This is a genomic window from Methylocystis sp. H4A (assembly GCF_015709545.1).
Taxonomy (GTDB): Bacteria; Pseudomonadota; Alphaproteobacteria; order Rhizobiales; family Beijerinckiaceae; genus Methylocystis; species Methylocystis silviterrae.
In genome coordinates this window covers 80047-95663 of record NZ_JADNQY010000027.1, presented here as the reverse complement: position 1 = coordinate 95663, position 15617 = coordinate 80047, and the positions used below count along the sequence as shown (strand labels likewise).

Here is a 15617-nt window from a genome sequence, read left to right as displayed (position 1 = left end):
TCTGCTTCGAACGGCAGGAAGCGCTGAGCGAGACCGCCCACCGTGCCGCCGATCGTCTGCCCCAGTCCAGCGTTGCCGAAGCGGCCGCCGATGAAACCGCCGAGCGGCGCGCCGATCGCGCCAAGCGCATCGCCGACGATGCCCTGCGGCGCGAACACAGGCGCAGCCGTCTGGGGGACATAATAAGTTCCAGCCTGTGGGCCAGCTTCGAACGGCAGGAAGCGCTGGGCAAGTCCGCCCACCACATTGCCAACCGTCTGGCCAGCGCCGGCGTTGCCGAAGCGCCCGCCGATCCAGTTGCCAACCCGGCCCCCGACCGCGCCGAGCGCATCGCCGATGAAGCCCTGCGGAACGAAAACCGGCTCTGCTTCGAACGGCAGGAAGCGCTGAGCGAGACCGCCCACCGTGCCGCCGATCGTCTGCCCCAGTCCAGCGTTGCCGAAGCGGCCGCCGATGAAACCGCCGAGCGGCGCGCCGATCGCGCCAAGCGCATCGCCGACGATGCCCTGCGGCGCGAACACAGGCGCAGCCGTCTGGGGGACATAATAAGTTCCAGCCTGTGGGCCAGCTTCGAACGGCAGGAAGCGCTGGGCAAGTCCGCCCACCACATTGCCAACCGTCTGGCCAGCGCCGGCGTTGCCGAAGCGCCCGCCGATCCAGTTGCCAACCCGGCCCCCGACCGCGCCGAGCGCATCGCCGATGAAGCCCTGCGGAACGAAAACCGGCTCCGCCTCGAACGGCAGGAAGCGCTGCGCGAGACCGCCCACCGTGCCGCCGATCGTCTGCCCCAGTCCAGCGTTGCCGAAGCGGCCGCCGATGAAGCCGCCAAGCGGCGCGCCAATTGCGCCGAGCGCATCGCCGACGATCCCCTGCGGCGCGAACCCAGGCGCGGCCGTTTGCGGGACATAATACGTTCCAGCGCAGGCCTGCTGCGGGCCGGCGTCGAACGGCAGGAAGCGCTGGGCAAGTCCGCCCACCGTGCCGCCGATCGTCTGACCGAGGCCGGCGTTGCCGAAACGGCCGCCGATGAAGCCGCCGAGCGGCGCCCCGATCGCGCCAAGCGCGTCGCCGACGATTCCTTGCGGCGCAAATCCAGGCGCGGCCGTCTGCGGGACGTAATAGGCCCCAGCGTAGGCCTGCGGGCCGGCGTCGAACGGCAGGAAGCGCTGCGCGAGACCGCCCACCGTGCCGCCGATCGTCTGCCCCAGACCGGCATTGCCGAAACGGCCGCCGATGAAGCCGCCGAGCGGCGCCCCGATCGCGCCAAGCGCATCGCCGACGATTCCTTGCGGCGCAAATCCAGGCGCGGCCGTCTGCGGGACGTAATAGGTTCCGGCGTAAGCCTGCGGGCCGGCGTCGAACGGCAGCAAGCCGCCGAGAACGCCGCCTGCCACGCTGCCGATCTGCCGACCGAGATTCTGGTTGCCCAGGGCGCGGCCAAGCGCGCCGCCGCCCAATCCGCCCAGCGCGCTGCCGAGCGCGCCGCCGATGAAGCCTTGCGGCGCAAACATCTGATCGGCGACCATGCCCATCGGCGCGACCGAAGGCGCTGTTCCATTGTAAGCGACTTGCATATCTGATCCTCCCAAAGGGTCAAAGAAATCTGCGCCGCTCAAACGCATGTCGCATCTGCTCATCGACGCAGAGTAAACGATAGGTCCTTTGGGAAACCCGATATATGGATCGTCGGGCACAGTTGAGGATACATGCGCGGCAAACGCGTCGCGCCAAAAAAATCAATGAAGCGCGGCGTCGTCGAACAAGTGCCACAGAGATTTTTGCAGCTTACGGCTCGTGATATGCGCGCCGGCGGCGCGGCGCTCAAGAACGAGTTTCTTGTCGTGAAAATCTTCCATGCCAACGCGATGGCCGACGCTGATCACCGTCGCGCCGGCGAGATCTTCATTGAACAGGCGCAACATCGAAACCTGACTCTCTTCGTCGAGCGCCGACGTCGCTTCATCCATGATGATGATCTGCGGCCTTTGCAGCAAGAGCCGAACAAAAGCCGTTCGCTGCCGCTCGCCGCCGGAAAGCGTTTGGTCCCAGCGCTGCTCTTCGTCGAGATGCTTGACGAGATAACCCAGGCCACATCGCCGCATCGCGCCTTCGATCATATCGTCGGTGATTTCCTTGTCGGAAATTGAATAGCGCATGGCCTGACGAAGCGTGCCCAGAGGGATGTACGGCTTCTGCGGCACAAAGGCGATGTGAGCGTCTGTCGGCAAGAGGATGCGCCCCGAACCCCACGGCCATAATCCGGCGAGGGCGCGAATAAGGGTGCTCTTTCCCGTGCCGCTCGGCCCCGCCACGAGAAGCTTTTCGCCAGTGGGAATGACAACGTTCGCGCCAGCAATCACGATTCGACCGTTGCGATGCGCGACCGCGAGATCCTCTATGTGAATCGTGTCGTCGTCGCTAACGCCGAAATCGATAAACTCCTTCTCCTCCATGATGACGCCGATATCCAGACTCTCGAGCGCTTCTGCGAGTTCATCGACCCGGTTGGCTGAGGCCATCCACTCCGCGACGCGCACCGAATTGTCGATGAACCAGTTGAAGGCGATCTGCACCGAGATGAAGGCGGCGGTAAGCTGCATGACCATTCCGAGCGTCAGAGCGCCCGAGAGATATTTGGGCGCGACGAGCACGAGCGGAATCAGCGGCGCCAGCGCGCCATTGGCGCTCTGCACGGTGGCGATGACCCCGTTGCGATGGATCTGGCGTATCCAGGCGGCGACGACGCGTCGATAGTTCTGCAGGACAGAACTCAATTCGTCGGCGTCGCCGCGTATGAGCGCAATGCTTTCCGCGTTCTCCTTCAGCCGTGTGAGTTCGGCAAGGAACCGCGCTTCAGCCTCGTTCTTCTGCGCAACGGCCGGAACGAGGGGACGTCCGGCGAAGTAGGCGAGGCCGCCGGCGATCGTCGCATAAACCACCGCGGCGAAGCCGAGATATCCCGGCATTACGAGGCGCGCGCCGAACAGATTAAGCTCCAGGGCGCCGCCAACGGTCCACAGAACCCCGACGAAGGCCAACGCCGTCGCCAGCGCGGTCAAAAAGCCAACGGCGAATTCGACCAGCGGATCGACGGCGAGTTGCACGTCCTTGGAAATTCGGTATTCCGGCGAAGTCTGCTCGGCTGCGGCGATCTCGAGACGGTAGTAGCGTTGGTCCTCGAGCCACCAGCCGGCGAGTTTTTCAGTAAGCCATTCTCGCCAACGCATCTGCAACGTCATGCGCGCCACGAGCGTTCCGCTGATGGCGAGGGCGCTAAATGCGACGAGGGCGGGCAACAGGGTCGTCGCCCAACTCAGCGCTTCGACATTCTTGCTTGCGAGCGCGTCGAAAAACGTCCGGTTCCATTCATTGATGCTGAGCTGCGCCCCAAGCTGCAGCGCGATGCACAGGGCGACTAACCCCGTCAGACTCCATGCCCGTCGGCTGGTCTCGCCGCCCCAGAATCCCAGAGCAAGCGCGCAGAATTCCCGCCAACGCGCTCGAGCAGGCCGAGTCACCTCTGCAGCCACATTTGGCGCTATAGCTTGACTATTCACAGTCGAAGCGCCTCTCTGCTTGAGCGCCCCGAAATCGACGAAGGCTCTTCTCGAGCGGCTCAGCGGAGCCCTAATGCGCGTATCTTATATGGCGCGCCGAAACCGCTAGACTTCAGCTTTGAAGCTGCTTTTCGGGAAACTTCGGGGCCTGACCGGGATAGCCGCCGCGAGCCGCTAGGCCGCGCGAGACGCCTTGCGCTCGAAGAACAGCGCCTGGCTGATCGTGGCCTTGACCGTATCGACCTTGTAGGGCTTGCTAATGAGAAACGCCGGCTCGGGCCGCTCGCCGGTCAGCAGGCGTTCGGGAAATGCAGTAATGAAAATTACCGGGGCGTCGAAACTTTCGAGCATTTCGTTGACGGCGTTCAGACCAGAACTGCCGTCGGCGAGCTGAATGTCCGCGAGAATTAAACCTGGCCGCTTGCGCGCGGCGAGTTCCACGGCTTCCTGATGGGTGCGGGCGACGCCAATGATGCGATGGCCCAGATCACGCGCGATGAACTCGATGTCCTGCGCAATGAGCGATTCATCCTCGATGATGAGCACGTCCGTCGCGACGCGTTCGGCGATTTCCCGTCCAGCCTCCGTTACGAGCGCGTCGACTTCTTCTTCCGTCGCGCCCAGTATTGCGGCGGCGTCAGCGACCGAAAAGCCTTCGACTGTGCGCAGCAAAAAGGCCTGTCGCGACCGCGGCGTCAGCAAGCTGATATTCCGCTGTGCCGCGGAGATCTCGTCATCGGGCGCTGCTTCGGTGTTCAGTCGGATCGACGACCACGACGTCATGAAGAGGTGGTAAAGCCCGACTTTGGGCGACATATTCGGTGGAAACGCATCCGGATCCGCCACCAGCGCCTCGAGCGTGGCGACGACGTAAGCGTCGCCGCTCTTTTGCGAGCCGCAAAGCGCCCTCGCAAAACGGCGGAGGTAAGGCAGATGCACCGCGATTTCCCTGGAGAGGTTCATGTCTTCATCCTATGGCGCCGAATGCCCAAGTCAATTCACGCGCCGGTTGATATTTCGCAATGTTCCTCGCTTGCAATTGCGGAACAATTAGTGTTCTTACGCGTTCCAACAAGGGAGGTCGTCGCTCGGCCGCCCCGGGTAGAGGCGGCCAGTCTCGGGGCGAACTCGGGGTCGAGAATGAGCCAACGCGAAAATCCTCACGACAACGATGGCCCCTCCCGCGACGCGGAACCGAACTTGAACGATAAGGCTGGAGGTCGGGAGGAGGCGGATGCTGACGGCTGCCAAGCGGACGGCGTTGCGCTAGACCCGAAGGTTCAAGCTCAGCTCGGGCGCGTATTTCGCGCCTATTGCGACGATCTGATCCACCAACCCATTCCAGACAAGTTCACTGTGCTGCTGGCCAAGCTGGAAGCCAAACAGCGCGAAAAGAAATGAGCGACGAGGCCTTCGGAGATCAGATGGTGGCGCAGATGCCCTATCTGCGCGCCTTCGCCATTTCGCTTTGCGGATCACATAGCCTCGCCGACGACCTGGTCCAGGACACTCTGGTCAAGGCCTGGTCGCACGCCGACTCCTTTCAGCCGAACACCAATCTACGCGCCTGGCTCGTGACCATTCTGCGCAATACCTATTTTTCCAGCTATCGGAAACGCTCGCGCGAAGTGCAGGACAGCGATAATCTCCTGGCCCAGCAGATCCCTGTGAAAGGCGGTCAGGAGTCGGCCCTCACGCTTACGGACGTTCAGGCGGCTCTGGATAAGCTCGCCCCCGAACACAAGGAAATTCTGTTGCTGATCGGGATCACCGAGCTTTCCTACGATGAAGCGGCAGAGATTTGCGGCGTCGCTATTGGCACGGTCAAGAGCCGGTTGAACCGCGCGCGCGCCAAGCTTGCCGAGCATCTGGGCCTGCTCACGCCAAGCGACATTGACACCGATCCCACCGTATCGGACCTCGCAGCGCGCCGACCCTCCCGCGCGCTTTGACAGGCCAAGGCTTCACATGGGATGCGCGACCGAAAATTAGCGCTATCTGACGGTTACGCCCTGCAGGGTCCGGAGGATTTGGCAGCGTAATGACGCAAGGCCGTGACGGTCATTCAGCCCGGCGCTCGCCGCCCGTGTCGGCGACCGCCAAAGCGGATGCGCTGGCGCAGGGGGTCGCCGCCCTGCGGGCTGCGCTGGCGCTCTTCCTGGCGATGACGTCTGCGGCCCGCGCCGCGGAGGGCGCGGCAAACATCGCCGAGGTCTGGCGCTTGGCCGTTAGCGCGCTCGCAGTCGCGCTGGCGACGACGCTTGCGGTGATTTTCTGGCTGGTGAGACAGCGCCGGGAGGCGCAACGGGCGCAACATGAACTCGCCGAATTGAGTCTGGCCGTAGAAGCGCGCGGCGCCTCGCATTGGAGCGACACCGGAGTTCCTGAGGTCGATGCGATCGCGCATAGCCTTCAGGACATGGACGAGCGCCTGCGCGAAAAGCGCAAGAGGGTGTCCGAGCTGAACGATTTACTGATGAAAAGCTCGACGATCGTCAGCCGCGCCGGGGCAAATCTGCAACTGCGCGCGCTGCTTGACGCCGTACCGGTCGGAATCATCATCGCCGAAGCCCCAAGCGGACGAATCGTCGAGGGCAATCACGTCATTGAAACGATTCTGCGTCGCCCTATTCGCTACTCGGAAAGCACCCAAGCCTATTCCGAATGGCACGCCATTCATCAGGACGGCCAACCGGTCGCGAATGAGCAATATCCGCTCGCGCGCGCGCTTGCTGGGGAGAACCATCCGCAGCTCGAGTGCAAGATCGAGCGCGGCGACGGCGCCTACATCTGGATTAACATCGTCGGCGCGCCGATCCGCGACGACAAGGGCTCCGTTATCGGCGCGATCGTCGCCATTACCGACATCGACGACATCAAGAACACGGAGATGCACAATCAGATGATGAATCGCGAGCTGCATCACCGGGTGAACAATTCACTGGCGATGATCCAGGGAATCGCCAATATTACGGCGCGCACGGCGCAGGACTTTTCGAGCTTTCAGCAAGGCTTTTCTCACCGCGTGCAATGTCTGAGCCGCATCTCCACTCTGCTCGTGCAGACCTCTTGGGAACGAACGCCGCTCAAAGACCTGCTCATGATCGCGCTGTCTTGTGGCAGCCACGACTACGCTGACCGCATCTCGGTGTCGGGCGAAGACGTGGAATTGCGCTCAGCGGTCGCCTCCGCCTTGGGTCTGACCATAAATGAACTGCTCGCCAACGCCGAGCAGCACGGAGCGCTGTCCGATGACGACGGCCGGATCTCGATCAGCTGGCGTATCGATCGTGAAGAAGATCGTCCGCGTCTCATCTTGAATTGGACGGAGACGGGGGGACCAAAGGTCGAAAGCCCGGAGCAAACGGGAGTCGGGCATTTCCTGATCACCAATGTGCTCGCGCGCCAGATGGGCGGCGACGTCAGGCTCTCGTATCACGCCGAAGGCCTGCAAGCCGAATTGTCCGCCGAAATTTAAAAGACATTCCTTGCTGCGTTTCGTCATACGGCTTGCTGCGGCGTCACCCGCAGGGCGGTGACGCGATTTCTGATCTTGCGCATCACCTCGAAACGGAAGCCGTGATAGGTGAACACCTGTCCGGCTTCCGGAATGGCGCCCGCCTCGTGGATCACCAGTCCCGCGATCGTTGTCGCTTCCTCATCGGGCAGATCCCACGCCATGACGCGATTGAGATCGCGCACCGGCACGGCGCCGTCGACCAGCACCGACCCGTCAGGCTGCGGACGCACGCCCTGCACCGCGAGATCATGTTCATCACGAATGTCGCCGACGATTTCCTCGAGGATATCTTCGAGCGTGACGAGTCCCATCACCTCGCCATATTCGTCGACAACCAAAGCGAAATGCGTCTTGCGCTTGAGGAAGGCTTCGAGCTGATCCTCGAGCGTCGTCGCCTCCGGCACGAACCATGGGGCGAACATCACCTCGCCGACATCGAGCTTGGAGGCGTCGCCGCCTGCGGCGTTCAGCGCCCGCAGCATGTCCTTCGAATGAAGGACGCCGACGAAATTATCCGGTCGCTCGCGCCAGAGCGGCATGCGGGTGAAGGGCGACGACAGCACCTCGCGCACGATCTGGTCTGGCGGCAGATCCGCGTCGATCGTGCGCATTTTGGTGCGGTGGATCATCACGTCCGAAACATGCAGCACCTGCAAATCGAGGACGCCGCCGAACATGTCGCGCGCGGCGCGCTCGACATTGCCCTCGTCATGCAGAATATCGACGGCGCTCTTTAGTTCGTCATAGGGCGAGCGAACCGTTCGGCCATGGCCGACCTCGACGCCCGCCAACGCGAGCACCATGCGCACGATATATTCGACGCCCGCGAGGAGCGGCCCGACGACTCGCACGAAGGGCGCGATAAACTTCGCGACGCGCAGCGACGTTTCGTCGGGATGGTTGATCGCCAGCGTTTTCGGCAGAACCTCGGCGAAGACGAGCAGCAGCACGGTCATGATGACGGTCGCATACACCGCCCCATTGTCGCCCGCGACAACGACCAGCACGCTCGTGGTGAAAGCGGAGCCGCCGATGTTGACCAGAGTGCCGCCAAGCAACAGCGCGGCGATCATGCGGTTGCGCTGGCGCAGCAGCCGATTGACGGCGGCGGCGCGCTTATCGCCCTCTTTTTCCAGCGAGTGCATCCGGGCGTGCGACGCGGCGGTGAGCGCCGTCTCCGACCCAGCAAAGACCGCGGACAGGAACACGCAGACGATGACGATGCCAACCGCAGTCCATATGTCGACCTGCGGCGCGCCGGATTCGAGCCCATGCATGGCGCTATGTCCGCTTTAGCTCGTCTTTGAGAAAGCCAAGCACCTCATTGGCGTCGACGGATTTTGCAATGAACGCCTGGCCGATGCCGCGCAAGAGAATGAACGTCAGCGCGCCGCGCTCGACCTTCTTGTCCTGATACATGGCGTCGAGAATGGCTTGGGCGTCGTCGCGCCAATCCGGAATGTCGTGGATCTTCGTCGGCAGACCGACGCCCTTCAGATGGCGTTCGACGCGCTCCGCCGCCGCCTCGGCGCACAGACCGCGGCGCACGGAGAAGCGCGCGGCGCAAGCCATGCCGATCGCAACCCCCTCGCCGTGAACCAGGCGCGCGCTGTTGTAGTCGGTGAGGCGCTCGAAGGCGTGGCCGAATGTGTGACCGAAGTTGAGCAACGCCCGTTCGCCCTGCTCCGTTTCGTCGCGCGCGACGATCGTCGCCTTGGTCTCGCAGCTCACCGCGACGGCGCAAATCTGTTCCGCCTGACTATGAAACACCGCTTCCGAGTCGGCGTCGAGCCAATCGAAGAACCGGGCGTCGCCGATCAGGCCATATTTCACGACCTCGGCGTAGCCGGCGCGAAACTCGCGCAGCGGCAATGTCCGCAGCGTGTCAACGTCGGCGAGAACCAGCGCAGGCTGGTGAAAGGCGCCGATCAGATTCTTGCCGTGACGCGAATTGATCCCGGTCTTGCCGCCAACCGAAGAATCGACTTGCGACAGCAACGTCGTCGGAATTTGCACGAAGCGCGAGCCGCGCCGCACGCTCGCGGCGACGAATCCGGCGAGGTCGCCGACGACGCCGCCGCCAAGCGCGACGATCAGATCGCGCCGTTCGATCCTCGCGGCCAGCACGTCGTCGCAGACGCGGCCATAAACCGAAAGCGATTTTGACGCCTCGCCAGGCGGAACGATGATGGTCGTCGCACGCAGGCCGGCGTCCTTCAGACTCTGCTCAACTGTCGGAAGATGCAGTCGGGCGACATTCTCGTCCGTGATGATGGCGCACGCCGCTCCGGGCGCGATCTCCGCAATATAATCGCCGGCGCGCTGCAGCAGCCCATCGCCGATGATAATATCATAGGAGCGTCCGCCCAGCGCGACCCGGACAATTTCCTGGCGGCGAGCGTCGCTTTCCGCGCGCGCGGGATACAGATGCGTCATGGCCTTGGCGAAACCTCTGCTTTGCGCCCGCTGTCGCAAGTCTTCCAACATCGGCAAGCCTGCAGCGAGAACGGCGAGCGTATCATCCACCATCGCATCCTGCGGAACTTCGCGCGACTCGACACGAAGATCGGCGAGTTCGTATAGGGGGCGTCGCGCCTCCAGTAACTGGCGCAGCGTCTCCTCCGGATCCTCCGTTTGCAGCAGGGGACGATCATTTTTGCGGCGCACGCGCTTCAGCAGGGTCTTCAGATCGGCGTCAAGCCACACCGATACGCCCCGTTCGGCGATGCGATCCCGCGTGCGAGGGTCGAGAAACGCGCCGCCGCCGGTGGCGAGCACGACCGGGCCGCCGTTCAGCAGGCGCATGATGACGCGCCTCTCGCCGTCGCGAAAATAGCGCTCGCCATATTTGGCGAAAATCTCGGGAATGGACATGCCGGCCGCCGCGGCGACGATCTCAGCGTCCGCGTCGACGAAGGGAAGGCCGAGCCGCACGGCGAGCCTCTGGCCGATGGCGCTCTTGCCGGAGCCCATCATGCCGACAAGCACGATCGCCCTGCCGTTCAGGGCGGCGCACACGGCCAAAGCACGCTCGTCATTCAGCGCTTGCGGAGCTGGAAGGACGACGCCGAAGTGTTGCGGTCGAGTCATTGGCGTAAATCTAACTCGCGCCAAGCGAAATTTCATCCACGCCGCCGAGGGCGCGCGAAAGATATGCGACCATGAAGGCGGGCAGGCGCGGGTCGGCAAGCGCCGTCAAGCTCGAAACCATATGCGCGTCCGCGAGTTCGGGCGCGCTTTCGGCCGCGATAAAGGCCCTCACCCTGGCGAGCAGGGCGTGCGACGGCGCATCGAAATCCAGCCTCTTGACGCAGGCGACATGCTGGCGATCGAATATCGCCGTCCAGCCGGCCGACGCATGCGCGTCCGAGGCGGCGAGGCCCGTCTCTTCGGCGAGCTCGCGCACGAGACTGCCGGCGAGATCGACGCGGCCGCCCGATACGACGTCGGACGGGTCGGGGGTGCCGCAGGGAAAATAGAGCTGGCCGGCGAATGAGTGGCTTGGCCCCATTTCCCCGAGGAGATAGGCGCCGTCGCGGGCGCGCGCCGCCGGCATCGAGAAGCAATTATATACGGCTTCGTCGGGCCAGCCGAATTCTCGCCAGGCAAGAAAGCTCGAGAAAGGCGTCTCGAAGAACGCCATGCGCAAGATGCGCGCGCCATCTTCGCCCTTCGTCCGCTCGACGCGACAGGCGAGCAGCACCGAGCCGTCGTAGAGCGCCGGATTGGCGCATCGACGCACCTCCCAATGGCGCTCGATGTCGGCGGCGCGCTCCTCAACGAAGCCCCAGCGATGATCGACACAGCGACACTCGAGGCGATCAATCTCCGCAATTTCGATGGTCACAGGCGGGCCGCTCCTTGGCCGCAACGGCGCGCCGAGCCGTCACATTTGTATTGGACTCGATTGCGCGCGATGAACGCCGGATGTCGATTGGACTGACTGAATCGCATCGCACACGTCACGTGCTTTGTTACGCCTGCATCTGCAAAAGCGCCGTGCTGTCGCGAAATTCGACGATCTCGACAATGCGGCCGTCCTCGAAGCGCACGAAGTCGGCAAGCTGAACTTGGCCGCAACGGCCTGTGCCGCGATGACGCCATTCGACGATCCGACGCGCAGCGGCGGCGCCGCCGTCGACGATGACCTCGGGCATGGCAAGTCCGAGTTGCTCGAACTCGACCTCGATGCTGCGCACGATGTTGATCAGCGCCTCTATGCCGCGATGTCGCCCGGCGTGCGAAACCGCCGTGCGGTCGCCAACGAATTCGCACACGACGTCAGGCGAACACAGCTCACGGAACAGGGCGATGTCGGGCGCGCACGAGAAACTGCCCATGGCGATCAACCGGCGCGCCATTTCATCGCGCGACAGTCCCGGGCTGCGGGGATTGAGAATGTCGTCGAGGCTTTGCGGCAGGAAATCGGCGCCGCGCGCGACGCAACGATGATCCCGGAACTCGTACATTTCCGAAACGAGTCCGTTCCGCCAGCGCAGAAAATGCGCCATGTCCATGCTGTGGATATGGCCGGTGGCGCGGTGGCGCCACCGGCTGATCCATCGCACCACGGTATTGTCGCCTTCGACAAGAACCGAGAGAACTTCCGCGTCGAGCGGTTCATAATCGACGTCGACGCGGCGCAAATGGGCGCGCAGCGCATCGCGCCCGCGCCATTGTCCCGGCGGAAGCACGCCAAGTCGGGAGCAGCTGTAGTTCAACTCGACGTCTTCGACGAAATGTTCGATCAATGTCGAGACGTCGTACGTCATGCGGCTCCGTACAATCTCATGTACGCGCCGACGCGTTTCGCTCTCGATAACATGACTCGACCGCCCGCCCGGCCCGTGCATTCATCCCCCGCTATGGCGATGCATTTGTCGATGCGTGATGCGTCGACTGCGCCTCGGCAACGCCCCAAACCCGAGTGCGCGCTCGCCTTTTTGGGATCATTATGCGCTAATTGCGGTCCTTGTCGACCAACTTATTCTTGCCGATCCAAGGCATCATGCCACGCAGGCGAAGGCCGACCTCTTCAATCGGATGCGCATTATTTCGCGCGCGAGTGGCCTTAAAGGAGGTCTGGCCGACTTTATTCTCGAGCATCCAGTCGCGCGTGAATTTGCCCGATTGAATATCGTCAAGCACACGCTTCATCTCGGCCTTGGTGTCCTTGGTGATGATGCGCGGACCGGTGACATATTCGCCGTACTCGGCGGTGTTCGACACCGAATAGTTCATATTGGCGATGCCGCCCTCATAGATGAGGTCGACGATCAGCTTCACTTCATGAAGACATTCAAAATACGCCATTTCCGGCGCATAGCCGGCTTCGACGAGCGTCTCGAATCCGGCGCGGATCAATTCCACGAGACCGCCGCAGAGCACGACCTGCTCGCCGAAAAGATCGGTTTCGCATTCTTCGCGAAAGGTCGTTTCGATGATGCCGGCGCGGCCGCCGCCGATCGCCGCAGCATAGGACAGCGCAATCTGCTTGGCGTTGCCGGAAGCGTCCTGATGCACCGCGATCAGGCAGGGCACGCCGCCGCCCTTGAGATATTCGCCACGCACCGTATGGCCCGGGCCTTTCGGCGCGATCATGGCGACGTCGATATCCTTGCGCGGCTCGATCAGGTTGAAATGGATGTTGAGGCCGTGGGCGAAGAGCAGCAGCGCGCCCGGCTTCAAGTTCGGCGCCATCTCATTGGCGTAGATCTCGCCCTGCAGCTCGTCGGGCGTCAACATCATGATGACGTCCGCCCATTTGGAGGCCTCGGCGACGGTCATGACCTTGAGGCCGGCGCCTTCCGCTTTGGCGGCCGAGGCGGAGCCGGGGCGCAGCGCGACCGCCACTTCCTGGACGCCGGACTCCTTGAGATTGAGCGCATGCGCGAAGCCCTGGCTGCCGTAGCCGACGATGGCGACTTTCTTGCCTTTAATCAGATTGATGTCGGCGTCCCGATCGTAATAAACGCGCATGTGCTCTGCTTCCTTGATGTGCGTGCGCTCTTGGGGGAACGGCGCGCCTCGCGCCGTCGAATTCGCTGGCGGGCTCCTTCTACGCGGGCCGCCCGGCCAGGTCAAAATTCTCGCGCCTTAGATCGGATCGGGCCCGCGCGAGATGGCGGCGACGCCCGTGCGGGAGACCTCGACGAGCCCGATCGGACGCATCAGGTCGATGAATTCATCAATCTTGTGCGGTTTGCCGGTCAATTCGAAAATGAAGCTCTCCGTGGTCGCATCGACAATGCGGGCGCGAAAGGCTTCGGCGAGCTGTAGCGCGAAGGTGCGGTGGTCGCCGCGACCTTTGACTTTGACCATGGCGAGTTCGCGTTCGAGCGAGCGCATCGACATGGTGAGGTCGGTGACCTGATGCACGGGGACGAGTCGCTCGAGCTGGTGATGGATCTGGTCGATCGTCTCCGGCGCGCCGGAGGTCAATATGGTGATGCGCGAGAGATGTTCGGCGTGGGCGACTTCGGCGACCGTGAGGCTCTCGATATTGTAGCCGCGGCCGGAAAACAGGCCGACGACGCGCGCCAATACGCCCGGCTCATTGTCGACGAGCACCGAGAGCGTATGCGACTCGACCTTGGAGTTCGTCGTCGCGGCGGCGTAGGGCGATGGCGGAGAAGCGGGAGCGTTCATCTTTTTTCCTGGGCGGTCGGCAAATCGGCGGTCGGCAGTCGATTGCAGCGCCACGACTGCCGATTGCCGAAACCCGACTGCCTAAACAAGCATCTTTCCTTTTTCGTCGATGATCGCGCCGATCTCTATCCCAGCGTCGTCGGAAAGATCGGCGAGCAGCATGTCGTTATGCGCCTTGCCGGAGGGGATCATCGGGAAGCAATTTTCGACCTTGTCGACGACGCAGTCGAAGATCACCGGCCCGTCATAATCGATCATCTCCTGGATCGCGGCGTCGAGCGACGCGGGATCAGAGCAGCGGATGCCCTTGGCGCCGAAGGCTTCAGCGAGCTTGACGAAATCGGGAAGCGCCTCGGAATAGCTATGGGAATAGCGCCCGCCATGCAGCAGCTCCTGCCACTGGCGCACCATGCCCATATATTCGTTATTGAGGATGAAGATCTTCACCGGCAGGCGATATTGGATCGCCGTCGACATTTCCTGAATGCACATCAGGATCGAGGCTTCGCCGGCGATGTCGATCACGAGTGAACCGGGGTGCGCGAGCTGCGCGCCGATCGCCGCCGGCAGGCCATAGCCCATGGTGCCGAGTCCGCCCGAGGTCATCCAGCGGTTCGGCTCTTCGAAATGATAATGCTGGGCGGCCCACATCTGATGCTGCCCGACCTCGGTGGTGACATAGACGTCGCGATCCTTGGTCAGCGCATAGAGCCGCTGCACCGCATGCTGCGGCTTGATCGCCGTTTCCGAATTGCGGAAGGCCAGCGATTTGCGCGCCCGCCACTCGTTGATCTTCGCCCACCAATCGTCGAGCGGCTGCTTGTCGGCGCTCATCGCCTCGGTGCGCCACAGGCGCACCATGGCTTCGAGCACATGGGCGCAATCGCCGACGATGGCGAGATCGACCTTGACGTTCTTGTTGATGGACGAACGATCGATGTCGATGTGGATCTTTTTCGAGCCCGGCGAAAAGGCGTCGAGACGTCCGGTGATGCGGTCGTCGAAACGCGCGCCGACCGCGATCATCAGATCGCAGTCATGCATAGCGTGATTGGCTTCCCAGGTGCCGTGCATGCCGAGCATGCCGAGCCAGTTTTCGCCCGACCCCGGATAGGCGCCGAGCCCCATCAGCGTCGAGGTGATGGGAAAGCCCGTGAGGCCGACGAGTTCGCGCAGCAGGGTCGCCGCCGCGGGTCCGGAATTGATGACGCCGCCGCCCGTGTAAAAGATCGGACGCTTCGCCGCCGCCATCATGCGCACGGCCTGCTGCATCGCCTCCATGTCGGCGTCGAGCTTGGGATGATAGGTCTTGTGCGCGGCGCTGCGCGGCGGGGCGTAGACGCCGCGCGCAAACTGCACGTCCTTGGGAATGTCGATGACCACGGGTCCGGGCCGGCCGGACGAAGCCACATAAAAGGCTTCATGCAGCACGCGCGGGAGATCGGCGATGTTCTTGACGAGATAATTGTGCTTCGTGCAGTGGCGGGTGATGCCGACCGTGTCGCATTCCTGAAAGGCGTCGGAGCCGATGAGATGCGTCGGCACCTGCCCGGTGATGCAAACGATCGGGATCGAATCCATCAGCGCGTCGGTGAGGCCCGTCACCGTATTGGTGGCGCCAGGTCCCGAGGTGACGAGCAGCACGCCGACCTTGCCCGAGGAGCGCGCATAGCCCTCCGCGGCATGGGCGGCCCCCTGCTCATGGCGCACGAGAATGTGCTGCACCTTCTCCTGCTGGAAGAGCACGTCATAGATCGGAAGGACGGCGCCGCCCGGATAGCCGAAAAGAATCTCCACGCCCTGGTCGTTCAGGGCTTCGACCACCATTTCGGCGCCGGACATTTCCTTCGACATCATCATTTTCCGTCTTGCTTCTCGCGGCGGGCGACTAG

At 63.1% G+C, this 15617-nt stretch carries 13 protein-coding genes; 3 read left to right on the top strand and 10 right to left on the bottom strand.

Annotation, left to right across the window (positions count from 1 at the left end):
* The 3 genes from IYW40_RS15055 to IYW40_RS15045 form a co-directional block, all read right to left on the bottom strand.
* The coding region (locus IYW40_RS15055) for a hypothetical protein (protein WP_246720830.1) at window positions 1-1574 on the bottom strand (1574 nt) is incomplete at its 3' end.
* A 162-nt stretch (window positions 1575-1736) separates the two neighbouring features.
* Window positions 1737-3518, bottom strand: a complete 1782-nt coding sequence (locus IYW40_RS15050; protein ID WP_196401141.1) for an ABC transporter ATP-binding protein/permease — start codon at window positions 3516-3518, stop codon at window positions 1737-1739.
* 213 nt (window positions 3519-3731) lie between these two features.
* Complete coding sequence (locus tag IYW40_RS15045) at window positions 3732-4520, bottom strand: response regulator (RefSeq protein WP_196401140.1); 789 nt, start codon at window positions 4518-4520, stop codon at window positions 3732-3734.
* Window positions 4521-4697: 177 nt separating this feature from the next.
* Here IYW40_RS15045 and IYW40_RS15040 point away from each other — a divergent pair, with 177 nt between their 5' ends.
* The 3 genes from IYW40_RS15040 to IYW40_RS15030 all read left to right on the top strand — a co-directional run bounded on the left by IYW40_RS15040 (window position 4698) and on the right by IYW40_RS15030 (window position 7035).
* Window positions 4698-4958, top strand: coding sequence for a NepR family anti-sigma factor (locus IYW40_RS15040; RefSeq protein ID WP_196401139.1), 261 nt, complete (start codon window positions 4698-4700; stop codon window positions 4956-4958).
* Window positions 4955-5509: a sigma-70 family RNA polymerase sigma factor gene (locus IYW40_RS15035; RefSeq protein WP_196401138.1), complete on the top strand. Its 555-nt coding sequence runs from the start codon at window positions 4955-4957 to the stop codon at window positions 5507-5509. The genes IYW40_RS15040 and IYW40_RS15035 overlap by 4 nt, the downstream gene beginning before the upstream one ends.
* Before the next feature lie 89 nt (window positions 5510-5598).
* On the top strand, window positions 5599-7035 hold the full coding sequence (locus IYW40_RS15030; protein ID WP_196401137.1) for an HWE histidine kinase domain-containing protein: 1437 nt from the start codon (window positions 5599-5601) through the stop codon (window positions 7033-7035).
* A 23-nt stretch (window positions 7036-7058) separates the two neighbouring features.
* On the opposite strand, the gene IYW40_RS15025 is transcribed toward IYW40_RS15030, so the two are convergent.
* The 7 genes from IYW40_RS15025 to IYW40_RS14995 form a co-directional block, all read right to left on the bottom strand.
* On the bottom strand, window positions 7059-8354 hold the full coding sequence (locus tag IYW40_RS15025) for an HlyC/CorC family transporter (RefSeq protein ID WP_196401136.1): 1296 nt from the start codon (window positions 8352-8354) through the stop codon (window positions 7059-7061).
* A 4-nt stretch (window positions 8355-8358) separates the two neighbouring features.
* Window positions 8359-10167: a 3-dehydroquinate synthase gene (gene aroB, locus IYW40_RS15020; protein ID WP_196401135.1), complete on the bottom strand. Its 1809-nt coding sequence runs from the start codon at window positions 10165-10167 to the stop codon at window positions 8359-8361.
* A gap of 10 nt (window positions 10168-10177) precedes the next feature.
* Complete coding sequence (locus tag IYW40_RS15015) at window positions 10178-10924, bottom strand: NUDIX hydrolase (protein ID WP_196401134.1); 747 nt, start codon at window positions 10922-10924, stop codon at window positions 10178-10180.
* A gap of 127 nt (window positions 10925-11051) precedes the next feature.
* Window positions 11052-11849 carry a nuclear transport factor 2 family protein gene (locus IYW40_RS15010; RefSeq protein WP_196401133.1) on the bottom strand — a complete coding sequence of 266 codons (798 nt, stop codon included), beginning with the start codon at window positions 11847-11849 and terminating at the stop codon, window positions 11052-11054.
* Between the two features lie 187 nt (window positions 11850-12036).
* Window positions 12037-13056 (bottom strand): ketol-acid reductoisomerase, encoded by a 1020-nt coding sequence (gene ilvC, locus IYW40_RS15005; protein WP_196401132.1) that lies wholly within the window; start codon window positions 13054-13056, stop codon window positions 12037-12039.
* A gap of 117 nt (window positions 13057-13173) precedes the next feature.
* Window positions 13174-13725 carry an acetolactate synthase small subunit gene (gene ilvN / locus IYW40_RS15000; RefSeq protein WP_123174283.1) on the bottom strand — a complete coding sequence of 184 codons (552 nt, stop codon included), beginning with the start codon at window positions 13723-13725 and terminating at the stop codon, window positions 13174-13176.
* An 81-nt stretch (window positions 13726-13806) separates the two neighbouring features.
* A complete protein-coding gene (locus IYW40_RS14995; protein ID WP_196401416.1) occupies window positions 13807-15579 on the bottom strand; it encodes an acetolactate synthase 3 large subunit in 1773 nt (590 codons plus the stop codon).
* Between the last annotated feature and the right edge of the window lie 38 nt (window positions 15580-15617).